The 26639-nt window shown below is 43.8% G+C and carries 17 protein-coding genes and 1 pseudogene; 9 read left to right on the top strand and 9 right to left on the bottom strand.

The genetic code is table 11. From position 1 onward, the window contains the following. A partial coding sequence (locus BA1DRAFT_RS10090) for a filamentous hemagglutinin N-terminal domain-containing protein (protein WP_036778460.1) occupies positions 1-2982 on the bottom strand: 2982 nt, incomplete at its 3' end. 29 nt (positions 2983-3011) lie between these two features. Then, a complete protein-coding gene (locus tag BA1DRAFT_RS10085; protein WP_036778459.1) occupies positions 3012-4691 on the bottom strand; it encodes a ShlB/FhaC/HecB family hemolysin secretion/activation protein in 1680 nt (559 codons plus the stop codon). Between the two features lie 249 nt (positions 4692-4940). On the opposite strand from BA1DRAFT_RS10085, the pseudogene BA1DRAFT_RS23080 reads away from it, so the two are divergent. Beyond that, positions 4941-5069 (top strand): annotated as a pseudogene (locus BA1DRAFT_RS23080) (amino acid ABC transporter substrate-binding protein); the annotation flags it as partial. A gap of 55 nt (positions 5070-5124) precedes the next feature. On the opposite strand, the gene BA1DRAFT_RS10080 reads toward BA1DRAFT_RS23080, so the two are convergent. Then, entirely contained in the window at positions 5125-6588 is a 1464-nt protein-coding gene (locus tag BA1DRAFT_RS10080; protein ID WP_036778456.1) for an ArnT family glycosyltransferase, read from the bottom strand. 192 nt (positions 6589-6780) lie between these two features. Between BA1DRAFT_RS10080 and yihI the strand changes: the two genes are divergently transcribed. The 4 genes from yihI (at position 6781) to BA1DRAFT_RS10050 (ending at position 14843) form a co-directional block, all read left to right on the top strand. Continuing rightward, positions 6781-7290, top strand: coding sequence for a Der GTPase-activating protein YihI (yihI, locus tag BA1DRAFT_RS10075; protein ID WP_036778455.1), 510 nt, complete (start codon positions 6781-6783; stop codon positions 7288-7290). Positions 7291-7483: 193 nt separating this feature from the next. Beyond that, a complete protein-coding gene (hemN, locus tag BA1DRAFT_RS10065) occupies positions 7484-8857 on the top strand; it encodes an oxygen-independent coproporphyrinogen III oxidase (protein ID WP_036778453.1) in 1374 nt (457 codons plus the stop codon). A 1466-nt stretch (positions 8858-10323) separates the two neighbouring features. Beyond that, entirely contained in the window at positions 10324-13530 is a 3207-nt protein-coding gene (locus BA1DRAFT_RS10055; protein ID WP_036778449.1) for an Eco57I restriction-modification methylase domain-containing protein, read from the top strand. A gap of 23 nt (positions 13531-13553) precedes the next feature. Continuing rightward, entirely contained in the window at positions 13554-14843 is a 1290-nt protein-coding gene (locus tag BA1DRAFT_RS10050; RefSeq protein ID WP_036778447.1) for an ISL3 family transposase, read from the top strand. 65 nt (positions 14844-14908) lie between these two features. Here the strand turns inward: BA1DRAFT_RS10050 and glnG are convergent, their stop codons facing one another. The 3 genes from glnG to glnA all read right to left on the bottom strand — a co-directional run bounded on the left by glnG (position 14909) and on the right by glnA (position 19000). Then, positions 14909-16378, bottom strand: a complete 1470-nt coding sequence (gene glnG, locus BA1DRAFT_RS10045) for a nitrogen regulation protein NR(I) (protein WP_036778445.1) — start codon at positions 16376-16378, stop codon at positions 14909-14911. A gap of 9 nt (positions 16379-16387) precedes the next feature. Further along, on the bottom strand, positions 16388-17437 hold the full coding sequence (gene glnL / locus BA1DRAFT_RS10040; RefSeq protein ID WP_036778444.1) for a nitrogen regulation protein NR(II): 1050 nt from the start codon (positions 17435-17437) through the stop codon (positions 16388-16390). 153 nt (positions 17438-17590) lie between these two features. Next, a complete protein-coding gene (glnA, locus tag BA1DRAFT_RS10035) occupies positions 17591-19000 on the bottom strand; it encodes a glutamate--ammonia ligase (protein WP_036778441.1) in 1410 nt (469 codons plus the stop codon). Positions 19001-19398: 398 nt separating this feature from the next. On the opposite strand from glnA, the gene typA reads away from it, so the two are divergent. Continuing rightward, positions 19399-21237, top strand: coding sequence for a ribosome-dependent GTPase TypA (typA, locus tag BA1DRAFT_RS10030; protein WP_036778438.1), 1839 nt, complete (start codon positions 19399-19401; stop codon positions 21235-21237). Positions 21238-21299: 62 nt separating this feature from the next. On the opposite strand, the gene BA1DRAFT_RS10025 is transcribed toward typA, so the two are convergent. From BA1DRAFT_RS10025 to BA1DRAFT_RS10015, 3 genes are all read right to left on the bottom strand, one after another. Continuing rightward, complete coding sequence (locus BA1DRAFT_RS10025; protein ID WP_036778436.1) at positions 21300-21869, bottom strand: disulfide bond formation protein B; 570 nt, start codon at positions 21867-21869, stop codon at positions 21300-21302. A 14-nt stretch (positions 21870-21883) separates the two neighbouring features. Further along, positions 21884-22036, bottom strand: coding sequence for a DUF5993 family protein (locus BA1DRAFT_RS24035; RefSeq protein ID WP_036778468.1), 153 nt, complete (start codon positions 22034-22036; stop codon positions 21884-21886). Between the two features lie 761 nt (positions 22037-22797). Continuing rightward, positions 22798-24252: a carbon starvation CstA family protein gene (locus tag BA1DRAFT_RS10015; RefSeq protein WP_036778433.1), complete on the bottom strand. Its 1455-nt coding sequence runs from the start codon at positions 24250-24252 to the stop codon at positions 22798-22800. Between the two features lie 156 nt (positions 24253-24408). Between BA1DRAFT_RS10015 and yihX the strand changes: the two genes are divergently transcribed. The 3 genes from yihX (at position 24409) to fabY (ending at position 26632) form a co-directional block, all read left to right on the top strand. Beyond that, positions 24409-25035, top strand: coding sequence for a glucose-1-phosphatase (gene yihX / locus BA1DRAFT_RS10010; RefSeq protein ID WP_036778430.1), 627 nt, complete (start codon positions 24409-24411; stop codon positions 25033-25035). Positions 25036-25204: 169 nt separating this feature from the next. After that, entirely contained in the window at positions 25205-25642 is a 438-nt protein-coding gene (dtd, locus tag BA1DRAFT_RS10005; protein WP_036778428.1) for a D-aminoacyl-tRNA deacylase, read from the top strand. Between the two features lie 72 nt (positions 25643-25714). Further along, a complete protein-coding gene (gene fabY / locus BA1DRAFT_RS10000) occupies positions 25715-26632 on the top strand; it encodes a fatty acid biosynthesis protein FabY (RefSeq protein ID WP_036778427.1) in 918 nt (305 codons plus the stop codon). Positions 26633-26639: the final 7 nt, after the last annotated feature.

Below are 26639 nucleotides of genomic sequence, written 5' to 3'. Positions count from 1 at the left end.
AAAAAGAATACTGCCGTTTGAAAGGACGGTTAACACACCACCACTGTTTAATTCAGTACTTTGTTGAGTATAAGTTTCTGTGATGCTGTTATCTTTGAAATAATCAGCGCGATCTTTGTAGAAGTGATTCCGAGCCGACTCAAAACGTATATCACCACCAGAAGTAATCGTTATGTCACCATCAGAAAGTAGCTTTGAACCCACAGTGGTAATGGCTCCATTGGCAGCCAGTGTCAGCTTTTTAGTACCACGGATTTGTGCGCCATAATTTCTGTCATCTTTATGTTCATCATAATGCTCAGGTCTGTCATCGTCATTGTAAGTAATAGCAGAGTAAAGCAGGGGCAGGAGTGTGATATTCCTTCCAGAAGATAATAATGCGTTACCGTTTGCCTGTATCTGAACCGCCTTTCCATTAATATCTGTACCGCTGATGACACTGATATTATTTCCTGCGGTTAATCGGCTGCTTAATTCTCCTGAACGTGATGAAGGGAATAATTTACTCAGTGAAGGAGATAATTCACGGGGAGCCAGATCAATACTTTTTGCAGAAGTTAAACTGATATCTTTTTCTGCGGAGAAACGAATACTCTTAGCCGATAAATTTCCACCGGCATTAATCACAATAGAACTTTTTGCATCCAGCTTACCCACTTTAGATAACATGTGATTAAAAAGTTCCTGCTCTTTAATGTAAGCGATAATACTGCCAATTCGTTTATGTGATAACAGTACTGCATTGTTATTATCAATGGTAATGTCATTATTTGCCGTTAAGGTAATATTATTGCTTTTAGTTAAAAATATATCCCGCAGAATAATATTATTACCTGCGTTTAGCAATAAATCACCTGTTGCTTCAATGCTGCTGATTATTCGATTGCCATCATGATTGAAATATCCGGCAGTCTCATTGCTTTGTAATTTCAAATCAGCATTACGGCTGATAACAGTAATGTTTTTTCCCTTGATTTTACTCTGCAATACATCAATATTATTAGCGGCGCTCATAGATACATCACCACCAGAAATAACTTCCCCGGTGTTTAATGTAACAGCGTCAGTTGCTAAAATAGTGATATCGTTATTAGCTTTAATAATATTATTGCTGTTGATTTTCCCTGAGTTTAAGACAATATTTTTAGCAGATAACGTATCATAACCGCCTGCAACAGTGATTTGGGACATTTCATTGATGTCATATGGCAGTGGTGTGCGAATATTAATATTATCTTTAAAATCAGCGACAAGATTACCGGCAGCAACAACACTGGCTGGTTCAATAATATTGCTTTTATCCTCCCATGTTTTAACGTTTCCTGATCTGTCAAAGTATGTTCTAATATATACGTCGCCACGGGAAGATACATTACCTTTGGTATCCTTCTCAGTATATACAATATAATTATTTAGCATGCCGGTTATTTTGCTTTCATTAATAAAATTAATTCCTGTCAAGAAAATATCTTTACCGGCACTCATCTTACTGACAAAATTCAATAGCTCATCACTGTTGATATAAATGTTCTTTCCAGATGCTATCACTCCAGGTTGCTTGCTGTCAGAAATGATGGTTTCATTTCTGGCGTGATTTATATGAATTCCCCCATCTGTAGTATTATCTTTGCCAAAATCAACACGTCCAAACCATTTATCAGGAAGTGGAGTGATTAATTCAGCCTCATGAATAACCGGGTCTCCAAAATCACAGGTTTCCGTTTCATTAATAATCAGGTTTTTATCTGTTGAATCTGGCGTTAACTCATTATTTTTAACAATAAAAACATCGCGTGTATTATTAAGTTTTTGGGTCCTGATAACTAAATCTCCCTTTACCGTCTTTATCGCCGCAGACTTATTCTCAATCAGATTACTTTTATTTCCTTGAGCGTCCTTCTGTAACCACATATTATTGTTGGCTTGTAGTAACGCTTTATTGCCGCTATTACGCACAGTATCGCCAAATATTCTCATATCCCGGGCCGCAGTCACGCTGCCTTTATTATCCAGTGTGGTATTTTCTAGGATAATATCCCGTCCCGCTTGTACTTTAATATTGGGCGCAATATGTGTCTCTTTGCCAACAATATTCAGGTCTGTTTTAGCGTTAATATTTCCCAATTCAATTTTGCCATTGGCATTTAAAGTAATATCACGCTGATTACTGGTTAACTCTTTCAGATTAACGCCAATGCCATCTTCAGTGGCAACCAGTCGGATTTTATTGGCGTACATGCCGCCTAACGCTTTGGTGTCAATGGCTAATTGTGGTTTAGTGCCTTCTCCAGCGACAGGTTTAACTGTGCCATCTTTTAAGCTGATTCGGTTAGCGCCTTGTGTCAGAGACAGGTTATTGGCCTGAATTTTTCCATTTAATTCAGTTGCCCGGCTGATAATATCGACATAATCCGTCGCCTTGCCATCTAACCCTTTGCCACCAATGATGATTTGGCCTTTTGTTACTTTCAGGGCTTCAAGTGCACCTTGTTTATCAAATTGGGGTTTACCCGTGGTCAGTGTTGCGCTTGAAGTATTAATAAAACCACAGCCATCACAAGTAATGCCATTAGGGTTAGCAATCATCACATTGGCTTTATTGCCAAAAATCTCCAACTGGCCTTGCAGGTTAGATCGTCCGTTGCCGGTCACTTCATTGATAATCAGTTCCGCCGCTTTTCCATGCAGATTAGGGTTAGCGTTAAGTTGCCCCGCCAGTTGTGATTTAGCCGCTTGCGTGGCGTTATTGAGAACGGCGCCTTGAGTGGCGACATTGAACTCTTTATAGGTGTTGTGGGATATCCCCGCATTATTCGGCGTGGCAATATTGACAACCGGGATATTGCCTTGGTTTTGTACCTGAGTATGGTTATTGTCCGGTGTTATTCCCGCGGCAATCGCCGGGTGTAGCGGCTGAATTGCGGTAAGGTAAATTAAAAGATAACTCGTGACTCTCGCCACCGAGTTGTTGCGTTTATTCATCGTATTTTCCCTTTTTCTTAATTTAAGTGTTACAAAGTGAGTGATATTGACCAATAAGTGACCCAGTGATCCGGTTTTAGGTGATCAGGGTGAATGAGGGGTTTCCCAATAGTGATGGTCTGGTTGAATCCCGGGTGAGTCAGTGATAAGCCCAGAGCCGCGCCGGTGACATTGCCGCCCTCGATTTGTCCGGTTTTTTTCTGTAGCCAGCCGGTATCCAGCGCTCCGGTTAAAGCGAGTTCGCCTGGGATAGGAAGCTCTGATACCCGCCAGTTCAGCTCGTTGCGCCAATATCCGCCGCGGTTGCCGGTGAGATATTGCTCTTTGAATCCCCGAACGGAATATTGCCCGCCCAGCGAGAGACGTTCGCTGGCGTAAAGGTTGTCTGGCGTGGTCTGGCCGTAAATCGATGAGAGGTAATAAACGGAGTCTGTGACCGGCATGAAATAGCTGGCGCTCAGACTGAATTTGCGAAATTGACTACGTGGCGCATCTGGAAAACGTGGATCATCTTTGGTGGCGCCAAATGCTGGTAAACCGTGGCTCACTGTCGGGTTAAAAGTGACATAGCTCCCCGCCAGCACGGTGCTGTAATTAACGCCAAGATTGATGATGCTCAGTGTCGGGCTGCTGATGGATAATGTTTCTTCTGCCAGTAAATTGGTGGTCCGACGGCGTGTCAGCCCCATATCCAATGCCAGTTTCTGTTTTCCATCACGATATAGCGTCCGGTTTACTGCCAGCCGGTGAGTCTGGCTGTCACCTGTGTAGCGATAGGTTTGTGAACCCGTCGGGATATTTTGAAAAGAATCATTCCATGCATATTGATAACTGAATAACCAGTAACCATAAGGAACCGTCACATTGGTGGAGAGGCTGCGGCTTTGATGGCTATTGCGGAAGTCACTGTTGTGGCTGGCAGATAATGACCACTGGTCTGCAAGGTGTAATGGATTATCCAGATTCACGCTGGTATTGATTTGCCCGACGCCGGTACTTTTTTGACCACTATTATCCGCTCCCAAACTGGCACTAATGGGTAAGCGAATCGATGTTCGTTTTAAAATAACTGCGGAATAACCCGATTGTTTTCCCGGCTGAATATCAATGGTCACTTGTTGAGACGGCAGGCGGTTTAAACGCTCCATGCCTTGTTCAATATCTCGCAGGTTAAGCGTTTTACCCACTATGCTCGGAAAAGCCATTTTCAACGAGAGAGGTGTTTCACCGTCCAGGCTGACTGATTCAACTTTGCCTTCATTGACCGTAATAATAAGAACGCCGGAGGATAAATCCTGTGCGCTGAGTTCGGCCCGGGAAGTGACATAACCCCGTTCAATATATGCATGAGTGGTTTTTCGCACCAATGCATTAATGTCCTGCAAAGATAAGCAGTGGGATAAATAAGGGTGGGTTAAGTGCTGTTTGACTGATCGAGGCAGGCTTTTTGCGCCGTCAAATTCAATCCGGTGAATGGTGTGGCAGATAGATTCTGCTGTACTCGGCGCCACATCGGGTAATGGAGATAAGGTGATGCTGTTGCGCAGCGTTTCCCGTTGCTGTTGGGCCTGTTGCAGCAATGCTTTTTGTTGTTGCGTGATCGCTTCTTGAGCCGCAGGGTTGATCGGTGTTGAAGCATGGGCTAGTTCAGAGATTGCTAGCAGCATAAGCCCTGTTAGGCTTCGGTGATAAAGAAAACGGCTTCCCATAGATAATCTTGATAGTTTAATAATAACATAATTAAACTATTCTAATGTGGTATTATTCTCTTGTCTGGAAGAGATAGTATAAAATGTGATCGAGATCGGTTATTTAATCCTGCTAATGGGGAATCTGATATATTAAATTCCGAAAAGTGGCGACAGGGATGGAGATATCATCTCCTTACTCCAACCCGAGTTCTTTTAACTTCCGTGTAATAGTATTGCGTTTCCAACCTGGCAGTCGTGCAGTATCAGCGCGAGCATTATCCGACAGCCAAAGTGATCTCTTATGACGACACATCTCTGGCCTTTGCTGCGCTACGTAACGATAATGTACAAGCCATTACGCAGGATGATGCTAAGTTAGTCGGCCTGTTGGCTAATAGCGCATGAAAAGTTGAAAGCCTGTTAAGATCAGGCTTTCAATTTGCAGAGAAAACTACTGATATTTTTCCGGTGACACAAAACCTACACAGACTATTGTTGGCTTAGTTTCAGGTTCGGGCTGGAAAAGGAATTCTTCCTTACTATTTATTCTTAATTTTGACCAGTCTTGCAAAACACTGTGAAAATCTTCTTGCTCGCAGGTTTTTCCCTTTGCGCCTACCAGAATAGCGCCGTCACGTGCAATATCGCTTTCCTTAACATGGCGGTTGTAGATATTCGGCGCCTGTTCTTCTAACGTCCAAGGTTGGATCGTTTCTGGCTGACTTGGGGCGTAGACAGTCAGCCACTGATGTAAGTATTCACCTCCGACATAATGGAGCGGAGTTGGATAGAGTTGATGCCAGTGTTGTTCCAGTTGCCGGGAAAAGTCTTTGATGCCTTCGAATTTATGGCCCGCACCGCGAATATTGGTTGCCATAATCAACACATATCCCATCGCAATCAATATTGCGACGACAATCAGCCCTCTCAGGGTATTGCGTAGTGGTTTCTGTGGAAAACGGGTAATAGAACCAACCAACAGCGCTGATGAAACAGACATAAAGGGGTGCAGCCATTCTGTCATTCTTCCGCCTTTATTGAATGAGAACCAGCAGTAGATAATCAGTAATGGCAATAGAATAACCATGTTTACCAGTCGGTTCGGTTGTTCCTTCGGCCAGCTAATACGGCCGCCAAGCTGGTAAATAATAATGCCAACGATAATCAGTGGATAAAATACTGATAATAGCGATCGGGTGGTATGTAGATTAAATCCGCTATCTATTTGTGAATCTACCCATTTGAATGCGGCAAAATCATTGTGCCACAACCACCAGAAGTTAGGCAGGACCAGCATAAACCAGATAACCAAGGCGATATAAAGCGCGGGTTGGCGGTAACATTGGCGAACTTTAGGTACAAATAGCGTCAACAGAAAAACCGAGCCAACCAATGCCAATGTGGAATATTTTCCCATTGTCGCCAGCCCGGAACTGAGAGCAAATGCCAGCCACCAATGTGGATTGTCATACACGGCTCGCAGAAAGAACAACATAATCCACGGCCAGAGCATAATTAGCAGATAATTATCGTTATATGGGATGATATCGAAGTTAATAATACCGGACAGGTTCAATGTCAGCATGGCGAGCCATGCCAGCTCTTTTTTCCCTGTCAGCCGAAATGCCAGGTGCCATACACCGAGCATGCCAATCGCGATAGCGGTAAAGTGAATGAAATACCAGTAAAAACTCAATGAAACACCGCTTATATGGATAGCAGGCAGCATCATTACACCAACTAACCACGGATTTTTAGGTGAACCCCATTCGCCGTTTTTCCCCCAATTCAATGCTTCGACGGCATCATAAGGCACGGTTGGATCGAATGAATAACTCACTATCATCCATAACAAAGCATAACTAACTACCCACAAGTAAACGGATTTATAACAAGAAGTATCAAAAATAGGCATATCGATTGATCATTTATTGAAGGTTAAGATTAATAGGATATTCGTTGGTGATTAAACCATGCATGAATGATAAGAGATTTTGGCTATATTTTTTTAAAGATAAAGAGCTATTCGCGGCGCTTTTCTATACGTGCGGTTTCTGTTAGATTCCGGCGCAGCAATACCCTGATAAACCAAATTGAGTAACAGGCTATGAACTCGTTAAAGAAAAAAGCACCAGCCAAAGCATCTGCTGGTAAACAGAAAAGAAAAAGTCGCGAAGAATTAAATGCGGAAGGGCGTGCACGTAAGCGTGAGAAAAAACATCGTGGCAATTCGCCCGGTAATCGCTATCAGGAGCAAAGTGGTGATAAACATCAGTCAGGTAAGCAGCAACGTGATCCACGTCTTGGCAGTAAAGTACCTGTTCCGCTGATTGTTGGGGAACAACCGACAAAACCTGTCGTTGCTAATAAAGTTGAGACAAAACCACGTTTGTCGCCACAGCAAGAATTAGCCATGTTGGAAAATGACGATCGTCTGGATGCATTGCTGGAACGTCTGGAAAATGGCGAAAGTCTGTCTAAAGAAGAGCATGACTATATTGATACCACGCTAGATCGAATTGACGCTCTGATGGAAGAGTTGGGGATTCAACTGGATGAGGAAGAGAACGAAGAAGAGCGGCAGGATGACATTATGCAACTGCTGAAAGGTAAATAATTTAATCTCCCATGATCAAAGGCGGATTAACCCTAATAACCATACTAATAGTATGTTATTTGCTATGGTTATTGGGTAAACTATGGCGATTATCGCGGCGTAAAACCCGGCTGCGCAGCGTCACAACAGCGCAACATATTAAGCATATGAAAGCGTTACGTTTTGGTGGGCAAAAACATCGGAAGGAATAAGCATGTCTGAGCAAGCCATCGTTTGGGATCTGCCTTTGATCCAGAAATACAATTATTCCGGTCCCCGTTACACTTCATATCCGACGGCATTGGAATTTAATCAACAGTATGATAATGCGGCATTTATCCAGGCTGCTACCCGTTACCCTGAACGACCGCTTTCTCTCTACCTCCATATCCCGTTTTGCCATAAGCTCTGTTATTTCTGCGGTTGTAATAAATTGGTCACCCGTCAAAAGCATAAAGCGGATGAATATTTGCAATGGCTTGAACGGGAAATTCATGATCGGGCGAAGTTGTTTTCTGATCGTAAAGTGAGTCAGATGCATTGGGGCGGTGGTACGCCAACTTATCTTAATAAAAACCAAATCAGTAAATTGACGGGATTGTTGCGCCACCATTTTGATTTTCTGCCCGATGCTGAAATTTCTATTGAAATTGATCCGCGTGAAATTGAACTGGATATGATTGATCACCTGCGCGGTGAAGGTTTTAACCGTCTGAGCATGGGGGTGCAGGATTTCAATAAAGAAGTACAGCGTCTGGTGAATCGTGAACAGAATGAAGAGTTTATCTTTGCTTTGGTTGCCCGTGCTCGCGAAACGGGTTTTCATTCCACCAGCATTGATCTGATCTATGGTTTGCCGAAACAGACGCCAGAAAGTTTTGCTTTCACTCTGGAGCGAGTATTAGCGTTATCACCGGACAGAATGAGTATTTTCAATTATGCTCATTTGCCGAATTTATTTGCCGCTCAACGTAAAATTAAGGAACATGATTTACCGAGTGCTGAGCAAAAGCTGGATATATTGCAAGAAACAATCGCAACGCTGACAAACAATGGCTATCAGTTTATCGGCATGGACCATTTTGCTCGCCCGGATGACGAACTGGCGGTAGCTCAGCGAGAAGGGAAATTACATCGCAATTTTCAGGGTTATACCACTCAGGAAGAGTGTGACCTGCTAGGCTTGGGAGTTTCTGCTATCAGTATGTTGGGCGATAGCTATTCTCAAAATCAAAAAGAGTTAAAAACCTATTATGCGGAATTAGAAAAACAGGAGCATGCTTTATGGCGTGGTTTAACGCTGTCCCAAGATGATTGTATTCGTCGTGATGTTATTAAAGCGCTAATCTGTAATTTTCGTCTAAATTTTATCGATATTGAGCAGCAATATGAACTGAGTTTTACCCGCTATTTCGCGGAGGATTTGCAATTATTAGCGCCACTGGTTGAAGATGGACTGGTTGAAGTGAATGAGAAACAGATCTGGGTAACGCCGCGAGGCCGGTTACTGATTCGTAATATCTGTATGTGTTTTGATATTTATTTGCGCCAACAGGTTCGCCAGCGCCAGTTTTCAAGGGTGATTTGATTGTTCAGAGGGTGGTTTTTAAATAAAAAGGTTTTAACCTCGTTAAAGTCTTTTTATTTTACATTTGAATATCCGGTTTTACGGTTTTCATTTAACCTCATTTACCTAATATCTGTTTAAATAAAATGGTAATTACACAATTTAAATTACAGTCTCAAAGAAAAAAACGTTATTTTCAACGAGGTTTGTCAGCGGTCTGAGCTAAGCGTATATGCTTAGCTTTTTTTTCTTTCACTTAAATATGTAAGAACAAGAAATAGAACGACAATTACAATACTTCCTATTAAAGATGCAATCCACCATTCATCGGGGAAGAAATACACTGATACAATCCCACATATAAAAATGGCTATAACGGGCATATTTGACTACAATAATTCTTTAATAAATACATAAAAAAGATTTTTGAACCACCTTTTGCTAAATATTTTATTTTTCATATATAAATTCAATCATCCATCATATGTGCAAGTACGCGAGCAACTTCTTCTTCGCTGACCTGCTTATTCCTAAAAGTCTGATGTATTATATTTCAGGCTTTTGGTGAGTACGCAATAAGCTAAAACAACAATAACCGGCCAAATAAGTATAAGGACCGAAACCCATAATGACCAATGCCATACATTTACCACCAAAACTAAGCTACATATAAAAATAGCAATAATAAGAGGCAAAAACTTAACAAGTAGACAAAAAACGTAAAGAGATGCTATAACAGCGGCCACTTTGGCTGGAATCTCCCACAATCCAAAGTAATCACGGAAAACATAAAAATTGATCGACAATACTTGCATCATCCCAACGAAAAGAGAGTAAAACAAAATAATCGCAAAAATAATCCGGCACCACTTCATCATCTTAAACCAACCTTATAATTACTAGTCTGAATATAAATCACAACAGAGGTTGTGATTTTTTTAAATTAAGTTTTTGCTCACTTAATGAGGCAATAACAGTAGCTTGAAATATTGCGTATTTCTTTGAGTATTTTTTATTGTGCGATACAGACACACAAAACACCTCCATATTCGGTCAGAGTTAAATCGCTACATACTCCTTGCTTTGGTTGTGTGTCCTACATTCTCAATTAGGTATATCAGGATTTCTGAGGTTACTGAGTTTCCCCTTATCAAGAAGCGCTATTTTTTCAGATACGCTCTGTTCACTTGGACAAAATTGTCGTTTTCAATTGGGGGGTGATAGATACTGCTCAATCTTGCCTTTTGTCGATTCTATTATCTCGATTGATCGTAAATTAATCACGTTTGATACTGGTTTTATCAGATATAATACAGCCAGTCAATCAGTTATGAAGATCCCTAACTTGCCGAATTGTTGACACGGCATTCTGTATTGGTCAGCCTTATCTGGTTAAATTTTTTAAAATCGGATTATACGGTTGATGCTATTATTGTTCAGGTTCATAATTGGGAAAATTTTTACACCGGTTTATAAGGTGGTACGTAATGGGCCAAGAGGCATACGAAGCTATTCAGGAAAAGCGCCTAAAGCCTTGGAAAGGTGAAGAGGAAGTTCGATACATTTGGATGAAGGCGATAGAAGATGCTACTGGATTTCATTTGAATGCTGAGCGCGGGCGTAAAGACTCAAGCTATAATCACGTAATCATTGAATTCAAAGCGCCGGGTTTGTTTCGTGGCAAGAAGGATAGCGCTGGCTTCAAAAATGCCATAGAAGAACGACTTCTGCCATATATACAGTGTGAGTCAACGAAAACAGGAATTCCCGAATCTGATTTCATTGGAATAGCTATTGACGGTGAGCACATTTGTTTTGCTCAGGTCCATGGTGATCAGATTCATACTCAACACTTGATTCCCTTTTCAACCTATGCGGTCGATTTGGTGATTGACGCTTTTGTCTCCGATACGCGAAAAGCCTTAACAACTGAGAACCTATTAGCCGATTTTGGACATGGGTCAGCAAATGCCCGTGAATTTATGCAAGCTATGTCTGATGGTTTGCTTTACTACTTAAAACAGCAAGGCAACAACAAAGTTAAAATGCTTTTTGAGGAGTGGAGAACTTTGTACGGCCAAGTTGCTGATATGTCGATTTCACAAACAGAGGCTATTAATAAAGAGATTGCATTTATCTGGAATGGTTGGCCGGAAGATTCTACATCCGCACGGCTATTTGTCATTCATACTTACAATTCGATTCTCATCAAACTGTTAGCTGCCGAGATTGTATCAGCACACGGATTAACATCATCGACTCAACCTGCTCAGAGTATGTCGGCGCAAAAAGATGATGATGAGCTGGTTAATTATTTAGACTACTCTGTCGAGAAATCGGCCATTTTCAGGGAAGCGGGCATTAACGGTTTTGTCGAAGAGGCTATTTTTAGCTGGTATATTGGCCTTGCTAGAAACAAGGTTGTTCCGGCGTTACTACCTTCCTTGAGGCGGTTGCTTTCGGTTCTATCGTTATATCGGCTTGATCATTTATCTAGGACAAGGGATGTTTTGCGAGATCTATACCAAGGTCTTGTTCCTGGCAAACTCCGGCAGAGCCTTGGTGAATTCTACACCCCAGATTGGTTAGTTGATTTTACGCTTCAGAGAGCTGCTGACGACACATTATTGGAGCAGCGTGTGTTAGATCCTACCTGTGGATCTGGGGCATTCTTACTGGCGGTGATCCGTAAAAAGCGTGAGCTGGCGGCAATACAAGGATGGAGTGTGTCTAAGGTCATCAAAAACCTATGTGATAGTGTATGGGGTTTTGATTTGAACCCGCTTGCTGTTCAGACTGCTCGTGTAAATTTCCTGATGGAAATTGCAGACCTTCTCGCTGCATGCCCAGGAATGGATATTGAGGTTCCTGTACTAATGGCTGATGCCATTTATTCACCTGCGGAGATCCCCTCTGGAAAAAATAGAATTGTTGAATACAACATCGGAAGTCAGGTAGCCAAACTGAATATTCACTTGCCTGTTGAGTTAGCCTTAAACAGGGAACGTCTCGATTTTGTTTTTGAACGAATGGGCAAAGACGTTGTGCAGGGATTAGAGTTTGATAAATCCAGTCAAAAACTGATAGCAGCAAGTATAGTCACCCAAGAAGAGTTATTAAACTGGTACAAGCCACTCCGACACACCTATGATCAAGTGTTAAATCTACACAGAAAGCAATGGAACGGTATTTGGTTCCGGATTGTCAGGAACTTCTTCTGGTCAGCGGCAGCAGGTAAATTTGATTTAGTTATTGGCAATCCTCCTTGGGTTAGATGGTCAAAGCTACCTGACCTTTATCGTGAACGTGTTAAACCAACGTGTGAAGACTATGGTATTTTTTCTAAGACCAGGCGTCATGGTGGGAATGAACTTGATATATCTGCCATGATAACCTACACAGTCTCCGATAAATGGCTGGATATAGGTGGCAAACTAGCGTTTGTCATCACTGGCACACTTTTTAAGAACCCATCGTCAGCAGGTTTTAGAACATTTAAATTAGATTCACAGCGAGAGGATTCTCTTTATCTTCAACCATTGTCTGTTGATGACATGAAGGAATTGAAACCATTTGAAGATGCAAGCAATCACACGTCTGTTGCTCTGTTTCGAAAATCCATCGTCTCTGTACAATACCCCGTGGCTTACAAGGTATGGTCAGCTAATCTTGGCCACAGGAAAGCTATTAGGCCCTGCACACCTCTTGATGACGTGCTGAAAGCTATTTCTCATACGACAAAAGAAGCATTTCCGGTTGGTGATGAAGGTTCTCCGTGGGCAATTCTTGCTCCTGGGCGCTTCAACGCGATTAAATATCTATCATCACCGTGTAAATGGACTAAAGGACGGAAAGGGATCACCACGGATCTTAACGGAGTTTATTTTGTTCCAATCTTGCAAAACAACGGCGCTCTCGTTCAGATTCAAAGCCGCCCGGAGGCTGGACGGAAAGACATTGGGCCACAGAAAACTCAGTGGGTAGAGCCCAATATGCTTTATCCTTTAATTAAGGGAGCAAGTGATTTTGATGAATGTTACTTGAAACTTGATGCTCCAGACTACGATGATGTTGAACAAAGACTGTTTACGTTCGTACCAAACACAGGTATTTCAAATGCAGAGTACGAGAGTGCGGATGTACAGTTGAATTCCCCTAAGATGAAAAAAACCTTAGCATGGTTTAAAGGGTTCGAGAGACTGTTACTGGAACGTTCTACCTATCGTCGTCAAATGAAAGGCGCTCCTTACCATGCTGTTTATAATGTTGGCGATTACACCTTCAAACCATGGAAAGTGATATGGCCAGAAATGTCCTCATCGTTTTATGCAGCGGTTGCAAGCCTTCAGAATGTACCTGTTGTTGGTGAACGTGTTTATATTCCAGATCACAAAGTATACTTTGCGTCCTTTGATAACAAAGAAACAGCATATTATTTGTGCGGATTATTGAATTCATTAACTGTTCAAGAATGGATTAACAGCCACAATGTATCCATTCAAGTTGCGGATGTATTCAAACATCTATCATTACCTAATTTTGATATTACTAACACGATGCATACTAACCTTGCAGAGCTTGTTGAAGAGGCTCATCAGTGTCACGACAAAACAGAACGCCAGAAAATTATCAAGCGAATAAAATCGGTCGCGGAGGATGTTTTGATCACCTGGAGTGTAACGCTCGTAGAATAACTGACAAAGATAAGTTGGCTATTATGGCAAACATCCTTAACTGGCCTGATTATATCGTCCTGTCTGTCTCCGAACTGGAGCATGATTACCGGGTACATGTAGGGACGGCCAACCCACCTACTCACTGCATCCACTGCAAGCATCCTGAAATCGTTGGTTTTGGCCGTCGTGATGAGGTGATCATGGATACTCCTGTCAATGGCAAGCGGACAGGGATTATACTGAATCGCCGCCGCTACCGTTGTCAAATATGTTGTAAGACGTTTATGGAACCAGTACCACACAAGGATGGTAAGCGGCAAATGACTCACCGTTTGATCCAATACATTGAGCGTGAGAGTCTACGCCGCACCTTCTCCAGCGTAGCAGAGGACGTAGGTGTGGACGAAAAGACGGTTCGTAATATATTTCACGACTCCTGCGAGAGACTGGAAAAGACCTTTAATTTTGAAATGCCTAAATGGCTGGGTATTGATGAAATCCATATCATAAAACCCCGGTGTGTTATCGCCAATATCGAGCTGCAAACCATTGTTGATATGCTTGATAACAATAACAAAGCCACTGTTATGCGCTACCTAACTAAACGAAAAGATCGCTATCAGGTGCGTTATGTCGCTATGAATATGTGGCGACCATACAGAGAAGCAGTGGCTACTATGATCCCTGACGCTACGGTTATCATAGATAAGTTTCATGTTGTCCGTATGGCGAATGAGTCACTAGAAAGAGCACTAAAGGCCATCAGAAGCGGCTTGACAGCTCAGCAGCGTCGAAAACTGATGAAAAATCACTTTGTGTTGCTGAAACGTCGCCATGAGCAGACAGATGCTGAATATATGCGATTCTCTGACTGGATACTCAACTATCCCGACTTGGGTTATGCTTACGAGTTGAAAGAGTCATTTTTCGGCATATGGGACTGCAAAAATAGGTACGAGGCACAGCAAGCCTACTATGTTTGGCTTAGACAGATAACACCTGAAATGAAGGTGTATTTTGACCCACTCGTTAAAGCTATAGATAACTGGCATGATGATGTTTTTGCTTACTTCGACCACCCGATCACTAATGCTTATATAGAGAATCTGAACAATTTGATTAGAGTGGTGAACCATGTTGGTCGTGGTTACAGTTTTGAAGCATTGCGAGCTGAAATACTGTTTACTAAGGGCTTTCAGCAGAGCAAGAACCCCCACTATCAACATCAACGGATTCCTGAGCAGGCATGCGGACCAGAGTCGGAAACGTCAATAAATTACGGTGTAGATATATCAGCACTGGTAAGAGAGATAGAAATGGGGCGATTATAGCCCTGTTTCAACCATAAAATTGGGGTATCCATAAATAGGCAATAGCCTGATTTGCGAATATATCCTTACTCCAACCCAAGTTCTTTTAACTTCCGTGTAATAGTATTGCGTCCCCAACCTAGCAATCGTGCAGCATCTTGTTTATGGCCTTTAGTATGCTTAAGTGCACAATCAAGTAAGGTACGCTCCAATAATGGTAATGCTTCAGATAGCAGATCCTGCCGACCATTTTCTAAGGCATTTGTTGCCCACTGGGCAAGGAGCTGCGACCAGTTTTCCGGTATTGTAGTTGTAGGTGTCGTATTTGCGGGTGCGGTATTTATAGGTACGGTATTTACAGATGTTGTTGTGCCGGTTTCGGTATGGTGGGGTTCAAATAATTCAGGCGGCAAATCTTGTACCAGCACCTCCTGGCTTGCGGCCATCACGGTCAGCCAACGGCAGATATTTTCCAACTGGCGAACATTGCCCGGCCAAGGTAAACGCATTAAGGCCATTTCTGCGTCAGGATGGAGAATCTTGGTTTCTACGCCCAACTCTTTGGCGGTCTGTTGTAGGAAATGGCGGGTCAGGCGAGGGATATCCTCCACTCTGTCACGTAAAGGCGGTAATTGCATACGAATAACATTGAGGCGGTGATAGAGATCTTCACGGAATTTGCCTTTCTGTACTAAGCGCTCTAGATCCTGATGGGTTGCCGCGATAATCCGTACATCCACTTTCACAGGAGCATAGCCGCCAATCCGGTAGAACTGGCCTTCCGCCAATACCCGTAACAGGCGGGTTTGAATGTCCAGAGGCATATCACCAATTTCATCTAGAAACAGTGAACCACGATTGGCCTGTTCAAACCGGCCATGACGAACCTGATTAGCGCCGGTAAAAGCCCCTTTTTCATGACCAAATAACTCTGATTCAATCAAATCTTTAGGAATGGCTGCCATGTTAAGGGCAATAAATGGCTTATTAGCTCGTGGACTGTGACGATGTAGCGCATGGGCCACCAGCTCTTTTCCGGTACCGGATTCGCCATTAATCAGGACGCTGATAGAGGAACGAGAGAGACGGCCGATAATGCGGTAAACGTCCTGCATGGCAGGCGCTTCGCCTATCATGTCAGAAACGGGTGTGACGACCTGTGGACTTTTAATTGATTGATTCTGATCGCGAGAGTGGCTAAGCGCTCGTTCCAGCAAGGCAACGGCTTCATCAATATCAAAGGGTTTTGGTAAATAATCAAAAGCCCCTTGCTGATAAGCACTGACCGCAGCATCCAAATCAGAATGGGCGGTCATGATAATGACCGGCAGTAACGGATTGCTCTGTTTGATATTATTCAGCAGGTTTAGTCCATTCATCCCCGGCATACGGATATCCGAAATCAGTACATCAGGAGTGTTTTGGGCCAGTGCGGTCAGTGCGCTATCAGCGTCTGCAAAACTGGTACATTCCATCCCCGCGTTACTTAACGCTCGCTCCAGTACCCAGCGGATTGAACTGTCATCATCGACGATCCAGATTTTTCCCTGTTGCATCGTTATCCTCTATTTCTTAATTGGTAAGTAGATAGAAAATTCTGTGTGCCCCGGCCAACTGGTAAATTCTATTTTGCCGGAATGTTGGTCTATTAAATTGCGAGCAATGGATAGGCCAAGACCTGTTCCACCTTCATGGGCGCTGACCATTGGGTAAAACAAGGTGTCCTGAATTTGTGGCGGGATACCTGGCCCGTTATCTTCCACGTCAATTCTGGCAGCCAGACGATAGCGCTTACCATGCAAGGTAATTTGAAAAGCAGTACGAGTGCGAAGGGTAATGGTCCCTCCCTGTTTTCCTAGCGCTTGCAAGGCATTGCGGGTGATATTCAGTAGCACCTGCTCAATTTGATCAGGGTAGTGGGCCAGTTCTGGCAAACTGGGATCGTAATCTTTTACCAGTGTGACGTTATCCGGCATTTCTAGCGAGACTAGCTGAGAAACCCGTTCAGCAACATAATGAATGCTCTGCTTAATTCGTTCACCCGGATGCTGTGGGCCAAGCAATCTGTCTACCAGATGGCGCAATCGGTCGGCTTGTTCAATAATCACTTGGGTGTATTCCCGCAAAGCAGGATCGGGCAGTGCTTTTGCAAGTAATTGCGCGGCTCCCCTCAATCCACCAAGGGGGTTTTTGATTTCATGTGCCAGCCCCCGAACCAATTCCCGTGCGGCTATCTGCTGAGCTTGTTGTACCTGCTCTTGGCTTAACCGGCGTTGACTATCCATAGGCGCCAGTTCCAGCAAGATGAATTGCTCGGAAATCGGTTGGGCACTGAGCGACATAATGTGAAAGCGGTTATCAACTACTAACGTTACTTCGTTATCAGTAAAACTCTGGCCGCTGACCAGACTAGAGCGCATCAATTCTGTATCCAGTGAGAAATAACTAAACAGTACCGGAAGAGGTGTACCGAATAGTTTACGGGCACTCTGAGCAAATAATTGTAGTGCTGCATGGTTGGCATAACGGATGACGAGATCCGTATCCAGCACCAATACACTGTTAATGAGTGAATTTAATATTTGCCCGCTGTCGGGCAGATTTTCCGTTTTCATCCACACTCCTGCACCTTTTTGGTGCACTTTATCATGTTCGAGCGTAAAACCCAGTCAAAGCCTGAAATTTATATAGCAGGAAAAGGGCCCATCCGAAGATGGGCTAAAGGTTTCACGGCAACAAAAAATGATCAGCGGAAACGGCGCTGCTAATTACACACTGTAATAGAGTTCAAACTCCAGTGGATGCGGTGTCAGACGGACACGTTCTATTTCACTGTTTTTCAAGTCAATATAAGCATCAATGGCGTCATCGGTGAATACACCGCCACGGGTCAAGAATTCACGATCGGCATCCAATGCCGCCAATGCGTCCTCTAGAGAAGAAGCGACAGTAGGGATCTCTTTGGCTTCTTCCGGTGGCAGGTCATACAGGTTTTTATCCATCGCATCGCCCGGATGGATTTTGTTGATGATGCCGTCAAGGCCAGCCATCAACTGAGCAGCGAATGCCAGATAAGGGTTAGCCGCCGGATCAGGGAAACGTATTTCAATACGGCGAGCTTTAGTGCTGGCGACAACGGGAATACGGATGGACGCCGAACGGTTACGGGCGGAGTAGGCCAGCATAACCGGTGCTTCATAGCCCGGAACCAGACGTTTATAAGAGTTGGTTGTCGGGTTGGTAAACGCGTTCAGTGCACGGGCATGTTTGATAATACCACCAATATAGAACAACGCTAGTTCGGACAAACCACCGTATTTGTCACCGGCAAACAAGTTAGTGCCGTTTTTGGACAGAGACATATGGCAGTGCATTCCCGAACCATTATCGCCGACCAGAGGTTTTGGCATAAAGGTGGCGGTCTTGCCGAAATTGTGCGCGACATTATGTACGACGTATTTGTAAATCTGGGTTTCGTCAGCTTTTTTGGTCATGGTGTTAAAGCGAGTCGCGATTTCATTTTGACCTGCTGTTCCCACTTCATGATGGTGAGCTTCCACAACCAACCCCATCTCTTCCATTGTCAGGCACATCGCTGAACGTAAATCCTGAGAAGAATCAACGGGAGGCAGCGGAGCATAACCGCCTTTTACCGCAGGCCGATGGCCTTTGTTGCCGCCTTCGTACTGCGTCCCGGAATTCCATGCAGCTTCGATATCATCGATGTGATAGTAAGAATGGGACATGGCACTACTGAAGCGTACATCATCAAACAGGAAAAACTCAGGTTCTGGTCCGCACAGGACCGTATCTGCAATGCCGCTTGAACGCAGGAAGTTTTCAGCACGTTTGGAGATGGAACGGGGATCGCGGTCGTAGCCTTGCATGGTGCCAGGCTCCAGAATGTCACAACGTAAAATGAGCGTGGCATCGTCAAAGAAGGGATCAAGCATGGCGGTGCTGGTATCTGGCATTAGCACCATGTCGGATTCGTTAATCCCTTTCCAGCCGCTAATTGAAGATCCGTCAAACATTTTTCCATCTTCAAAGAAGTCTGCGTTAACCTGATGAGCAGGGATGGTCATATGTTGTTCTTTGCCTTTGGTATCAGTGAAACGCAGATCGATAAACTTCACCTGATGCTCTTCAATCATGGTTAAAACATGTTCAACGGACATACTCGGTTTCTCCTGGTTTGTGTTGGTCTTGATAAAATTGTCGTGATTAAGACTAAAAGAAAACACAATCACATCGTTTTACCTTAACAAGGCTATTTATACGTTTGCAATCACGAAAAACGTTTGCGAAAAGCATGCCAACTTTTTAACACCTTGCAATATACTGTACCGTGGGCATCCCGGTGATGGAATACCGGAATATTTGGGGAAATTGCACTGTATTGGTGCAACCATATAACTGAGACGCACAATATTAGTGCGTTTATGTCAAAAATGCGTCTATTTATGGGCGTGAAAGGGATCACAATTTCATTGTTATCAAGTTGTTAAGCATAGATTATTGTGATCCTGTTTAGTCCTTCGACCAATGTGTGTACAATAGCGCGCCATTTCTATAAATGCCTGAGGCAAAGTTTGTGATCGAAAAATTGCGTAATATCGCCATTATCGCGCACGTTGACCACGGTAAAACGACCCTGGTTGACAAGCTGCTGCAACAATCCGGTACTTTCGGTGACCGTGCGACAGCGACAGAGCGTGTGATGGATTCCAATGATTTGGAGAAAGAGCGTGGAATTACTATCCTCGCAAAAAATACCGCCATTAAATGGAATGACTACCGTATTAATATCGTAGACACTCCGGGACATGCCGATTTCGGCGGTGAAGTAGAACGTGTTATGTCTATGGTCGACAGCGTATTATTGCTGGTCGATGCTATGGACGGGCCAATGCCTCAGACCCGTTTTGTGACACAGAAAGCGTTCGCTCATGGTTTGAAACCGATTGTGGTCATTAACAAAGTTGACCGTCCTGGCGCACGTCCTGATTGGGTTGTGGATCAGGTGTTTGACCTGTTTGTTAACCTGGGCGCCACTGATGAACAACTGGATTTCCCTATTATCTATGCATCGGCATTGATGGGAATTGCCGGTACTGATCATGAAGATATGGCGGAAGATATGACGCCGTTGTATCAGGCGATTGTCGATCATGTAGAGCCGCCGAAAGTTGACCTGAATGGCGCATTCCAGATGCAGATTTCTCAGCTTGACTATAATAACTATGTTGGTGTTATCGGCATTGGTCGTATCAAGCGCGGTACTGTTAAGCCAAACCAGAACGTCACGATTATTGATGGCGAGGGTAAAACCCGGAACGGTAAAATCGGTAAGGTACTGGGCCACTTAGGGCTGGAGCGTATCGAGAGTGAGCAAGCGGAAGCGGGCGATATCGTTGCGATTACTGGTCTGGGTGAGCTGAATATTTCCGATACGCTGTGTGATACGAATGCTGTTGAAGCACTGCCGCCGCTGGCGGTTGATGAGCCGACGGTGAGCATGTATTTCTGTGTTAACACCTCCCCTTTCTGTGGCCGTGAAGGTAAATATGTCACCTCACGCCAAATCCTTGAGCGTTTGAAGAAAGAGCTGGTTCACAATGTCGCCTTGCGTGTTGAAGAGACAGAAGATCCAGATGCGTTCCGTGTTTCTGGCCGTGGTGAATTGCACTTATCTGTTCTGATTGAGAACATGCGCCGTGAAGGTTTTGAACTGGCGGTATCCCGTCCGAAAGTTATCTTCCGTGAGATCGATGGTCGCAAGCAAGAACCTTTCGAGCAGGTGACGCTGGATATTGAAGAGCAGCATCAGGGAGATGTGATGCAGGCGTTGGGTGAGCGTAAAGCGGATCTGCGCGATATGCTGCCAGACGGTAAAGGCCGTGTGCGCCTTGATTATGTTATTCCAAGCCGTGGTCTGATTGGCTTCCGTACTGAGTTCCTGACGATGACCTCTGGTACCGGTCTGCTGTATGCAACATTCAGCCACTATGATGATATTCGCGCGGGTGAAATCGGTCGCCGTCAGAACGGCGTGATGATTTCCAATGGTCAAGGTAAAGCGGTTGCTTATGCACTTTACAGCTTACAGGATCGCGGTAAATTGTTCCTGGGTCATGGTGCGGAAGTGTATGAAGGTCAGGTGATCGGTATTCATTCTCGTTCTAATGACCTGACAGTTAACTGTCTGACAGGTAAGAAACTGACTAACGTCCGTGCATCTGGTACTGACGAAGCGACAACCTTGTCTCCACATATTAAGAAAACCCTGGAGCAGGCTCTGGAGTTTATTGATGATGACGAGCTGGTGGAAGTGACTCCTGTGTCTATTCGCCTGCGTAAACGCCATCTGACGGAAAATGAACGCCGTCGTGCGTATCGCAGTAAAGAAGCATAATCTTTCCTGCAATACCCATGCTTAGGGCGCCGATGGCGCCCTGAGTTTTTTTAACAAACGAATTATTTACCGAGCAATTGATAGAACGTTGGGTTGTCATCACACTGCCCACCGCCACACTCCAAAATGGTGGAGATTAAATTTGCGGTAATTAATATGACAAATAATCCGATAATAATCTGACCGATAACAGACGTTTTTTGTTTTGCTTCGGTTGTTTTCTCCAGGCTTTTCAATATCAGCATGACGGATATGCCGATAATCGCGATAACTGAGCAAATAAGGGCCCAAGTATAGAAATGTATACCAAAAAGGGCGGAACCATAACCGAGATCACCGGGGGTGATATGTAAAAACACTTGTCGGATCGCAACAATGCCAGTCACGATACAGCCGAGAAGCGACAAGGCATAATGCGCGCTTTTGATACCAAAACACAGATTAAACAGGAAACCAAACCCTATCATGATCATGCCCGCTCGCTGTAGCAGACACAATGGACAAGGGAGTTCTGAAAGGACCAATTGATAATAGAAGGCAAGGGTTAGAACAGCACTGATAGCAAATAATCCAATGAGATTAAATATCATGCCGTAGCTGATCTGTTGTTTTGTTGCTAATACCTGATTCATCAGATTGTCTCCCGTTAAAAAGATAGATTTAACGAATCAGTTGCATGATGGATAAACCAAGCTACAGTCGTCACCAAAAGAAGACCCCACAGGGTATAACTGGTTTTATACTTTCCATATAAGGTGGTAATAGCCGCAAATAATGCGAGTAAAAAAGGTAAAAACATATACATGGTTGATTCTCCAGTTTTCTACAAACATTCAAGACCTTTCCCCGTATTCAGGGTAGGGAATTCATCAAGCTCAGTTTAGGATCGTTTACTTCGATACAAGCGATCAATTATCCAAAGGCACGTTGTCCATTAATGGGTGTCACTCTCTTTGGTATCGCATTTGAAAACGTACAAACCTACATTTATTAAAGCATGGTATTCGAACGGTGTATAATTTAACCCACTATTCGTAGTGTGCTGCTAATAACAATTGTAGTCAATCTTATTTATGTCTGCCACTATTCAGTAGGATCTGCGTGATTATCATTTGGCGAGAGTTTCGATGAGTTGTTTTTTATTTAATAGTTAAGCAGGAAACGATTAGAAACAACGAATCGTACCTTTGCCTGGAAACTTCCTAATTTAACGACTATTCATAGATTTGCTTTTAAAGGGCTTAAACTATCCAATTTTCTACAATTAACCCTCTACCCAGATGAATTCTTTTTCATTGTTTGCCACTATTTTTGTCACTATTTAGTGGGCATTAAGCTTTCATAAAGAAGCTATCCCAGACATTCTCTATGGGGAAATGATACTTTCTTCACTCATTTTTCTGGTCGTAACACTTAAACTGTCAATATTCATGTGATGTTTCGTCTGATATTTGCGGAAGGAATAAATGTTTCTTATCACGGCACAGGAGAGCGACAATTAAAACCCCTCAACTTTTTATCGTGAGGGGCGGTTGTGATATTTAATATCTTCTTGGGTTCTTACTCATTTAATGCTTCGGCGTTTATATTATCGGAAGCCGATTGAGAGCGGATTTTCACAAAGAAAGCAATTGTGACAACCGCCATTGCTGCCAGTCCGATAACAACGGAGATATTCCAGTTTAGCGCAAAACCTTCTGGCGCAAATGCCAGATAGGTGAAGCACACTGCTGTCATAAACATGGCAGGCAGGGTGGTAATCCAATGGAATTTATTGCGGCGCAGCAGCCATGCGGAGGCAGCCCACAGCATGACCATTGCTGTCGTCTGGTTCGCCCAACCGAAATAACGCCAGATGATGTTGAAGTCAGTTTTGGTAATCAGATAACCGACAATAAACATTGGCACACTTAATAACAGGCGTTTAGCCATTTGTTGCTGAGGAATATTCAAGAATTCAGCAATAATCAGCCGGGCGGAACGGAACGCGGTATCGCCAGAAGTAATGGGTAAAATTACTACGCCGAGGATTGCCAGAATACCGCCGACAGTACCTAACAGAGAAGTTGACACTTCGTGAACAACCAGAGAGGCCGTACCCTGATCAATCACGGCTTGCAACGCGTTAGTATCTTCATAGAAACTCAGGCCCAATGTACACCAGATCAGCGCGATAATACCTTCGCCAATCATTGCGCCGTAGAAAACGAAGCGACCATTTTTTTCATTTTGCATACAGCGGGCCATCAGCGGAGACTGAGTGGCGTGGAAACCTGAAATAGCGCCACAAGCAATGGTGACGAACAGCAATGGCCAAATAGGCAGATCTTTCGGGTTAAAGTTAGTGGTGAAATCCAAGCCTTGTGAATAGAAAGGCTTGTCGCTCATCGCTAAACCGACCATCAGCGCGACAGACATAAACAGCAGCAATGCACCAAACAGTGGGTAAAGGCGACCGATAATTTTATCAATAGGAACCAGCGTTGCGAGAATATAGTAAGCAAAGATAACACCGACCCAGATAGCAATGTTATCCCAACCCATTGCCTCTTTCAGCAAGTTATTCAGTAAGCCGGCTGGACTCAAAACAAAGACGACGCCAACTAGCATCAGCAGAATAACAGCAAATATATTCATGAAATGCTTCATGGTTTTGCCCAGTTCGTTACCAACGATAACGGGCACGGATGCGCCGCGGGCACGCACACTGAGCATACCGGAGAAATAATCGTGTACTGCACCGGCAAAGATACAGCCGAATACAATCCACAGCATAGCAAGCGGGCCATAGAGGGCGCCAAGAATCGGACCGAAAATAGGGCCAACGCCGGCAATATTCAGTAACTGAATTAACCAAACTTTTGGGGTGGACATAGCCACATAATCAACACCATCAGCCATAGAAAGAGCGGGGGTTTTTCTTTCTGGTCGAATAGTGAATATCTTTTCGACAATTTTGCCGTATATGAAATATCCAGCCAGAAGAATGCCGATACAGAGGAGGAACCACAACATAAATATAACACCTTACTCGACTTTTTTAATCTGGGTGCTACTTTATCGTTTCGTAAGAAAAATACCGTGAAGTGATTCGCTTTTTACTGGTCCGTACTGTTTTCTAATTGAAAATACGATTAAAGTAAAAAGTTATTAATTAGCCAGGGGGTAATTATGTTATATATCTTCGATATGGGTAATGTGATTATTGAGATTGATTTTAAAAGAGTTTTAGCGGTATGGAGTAATTTGAGCGGGACACCTCTTGCGACTTTGACTAAAAGTTTCTCTATGGGAGAAACGTTTGAAAAACATGAGCGTGGTCAAATTACTGATCTGGAATTCGCTGATACTTTATGTCAGGAAATGAATATTTCACTCAGTTTTGAGCAGTTTGCTACGGGATGGCATGCTATCTTTATTGATATTCGGCCTGAAATCATTCAAATAATGAAGAAATTACGTGAAGCGGGACACCGGGTTGTGGTGTTATCCAACACCAACCGTTTACACCTGGATTACTGGCCGCATAATTATCCTGAAATTGCGGCATCCGCTGATTACCTCTATTTGTCGCAGGATTTGGCAATGCGTAAGCCGGAACCTGATATTTTCAAATATGTGCTTGAGACAGAAGGTTTTTCACCGGATCAAACCGTGTTTTTTGACGATGTGCTGGAAAATGTGGAAGCAGCCAGGGCGTTAGGGATCAATAGCGTTCATGTTGTTGATAGGCAGACCGTGCCGGATTATTTCGAAGCAAGCGGTTTTTCTGAACAAAATGAAGGATTGAATGGATAATATACCCTATGGATTTCAAGATGGATCGCGACGGCAAGGGAGCGAATCCCCGGGAGCATAGATAACGATGTGACCGGGGTGAGTGAGTGCAGCCAACAAAGAGGCGACTTGAAAGATGACGGGTATAGAAGATAGTGTGCTGATGCGACTATCTAAATAAAGGAAAAATATGATCGCGTTAATCCAGCGGGTAACACAGGCAAATGTTGTTGTTAAGAACGAAGTCGTTGGGGAAATTGGTCACGGCCTGCTGGTGTTGCTAGGCGTTGAGAAAGGAGATGATCAACAGAAGGCAAAACGGTTGTGTGAGAAGGTGATAGGGTATCGGATATTCAGTGATGAACAGGACAAAATGAACTTGAATATCCAACAAATCGGAGGCAGTTTGCTAGTTGTTTCTCAGTTTACACTGGCTGCCGATACTCAAAAGGGCATGCGACCCAGTTTTTCTGGCGGCGCCGCCCCAGATAAGGCCGATGAATTATATCGCTATTTTGTTGAACAATGCCGCCAAAGTGGTGTAAAAACAGAAATCGGGCGGTTTGCTGCCGATATGAAAGTCAGCCTGACAAACGATGGGCCAGTCACTTTCTGGTTGCAGGTCTAGCAACCAAAAATAGCCAGTAGAACGCAACCATCCCCGATTAAACATCATGAGCAAAAGAAAGGGGCAGTTTCTATGTATCATCTGCGAGTACCTGAAACAGAACAAGAACTGGAAGCATATTATCGATTTCGTTGGGAAATGTTGCGTAAGCCATTGCATCAGCCTGTAGGCTCTGAGAAAGATGGTTATGACACAATGGCTCATCACCAGATGGTTGTGGATGAGAAAGGTAACCCGGTGGCGGTAGGGCGTTTATATATCAATGCGGATAGTGAAGGAGCAATCCGCTTTCTGGCAGTGCATCCTAACGTGCAAGGTAGAGGGTTAGGAAAATTAATCGCAATGGCCCTGGAATCTGTTGCCCGTCAGGAAGGTGTTAAACGGGTTGTATGCAGTGCTCGTGAATATGCGGTGGAGTTTTTCAGTAAATTGGGGTTTGAAAACCGAGGGCCAATTACTAGCCCACAAACGACGCCTGTTCGTCATTTTCTGATGATAAAGCCGGTCGCGACACTGGATGATATTCTTCATCGGCCAGATTGGTGCAACGAACTGCAACAGGCTTGGTACAAACATATTCCCCTCAGTGAAAAAATGGGGGTACGCATTTCTCAATATACCGGTCAGAGCTTTATTACCACCATGCCGGAAGCCGGGAATCAAAATCCTCACCAAACTATCTTTGCCGGCAGTCTGTTTTCTCTGGCAACCCTGACCGGTTGGGGATTGATCTGGCTGTTGTTACAGGAACGTCAACTAGGTGGTGATATCATTCTGGCTGATGCCGATATCCGTTACAAAAAACCGGTTATCGGCAGGCCAAAATCTGTTGCTGATCTTAAAAATATGAGCGGCGATTTGGCTCGTCTGGCGCAAGGCAGTAAAGCGAGAGTGAAGTTGGATGTGATTGTCAGCGGTGATCAGGGAATCGGTGCGGTATTTACTGGCACTTATATGGTATTGCCGAATGCTTATACGGCTATCGCTTAGATTTTTC

The organism is Photorhabdus aegyptia, assembly GCF_000612035.1.
Lineage (GTDB): Bacteria > Pseudomonadota > Gammaproteobacteria > Enterobacterales > Enterobacteriaceae > Photorhabdus > Photorhabdus akhurstii.
The sequence above is the reverse complement of the archived record's forward strand: the minus strand, read 5'-3'. Positions and strand labels throughout refer to the sequence as shown.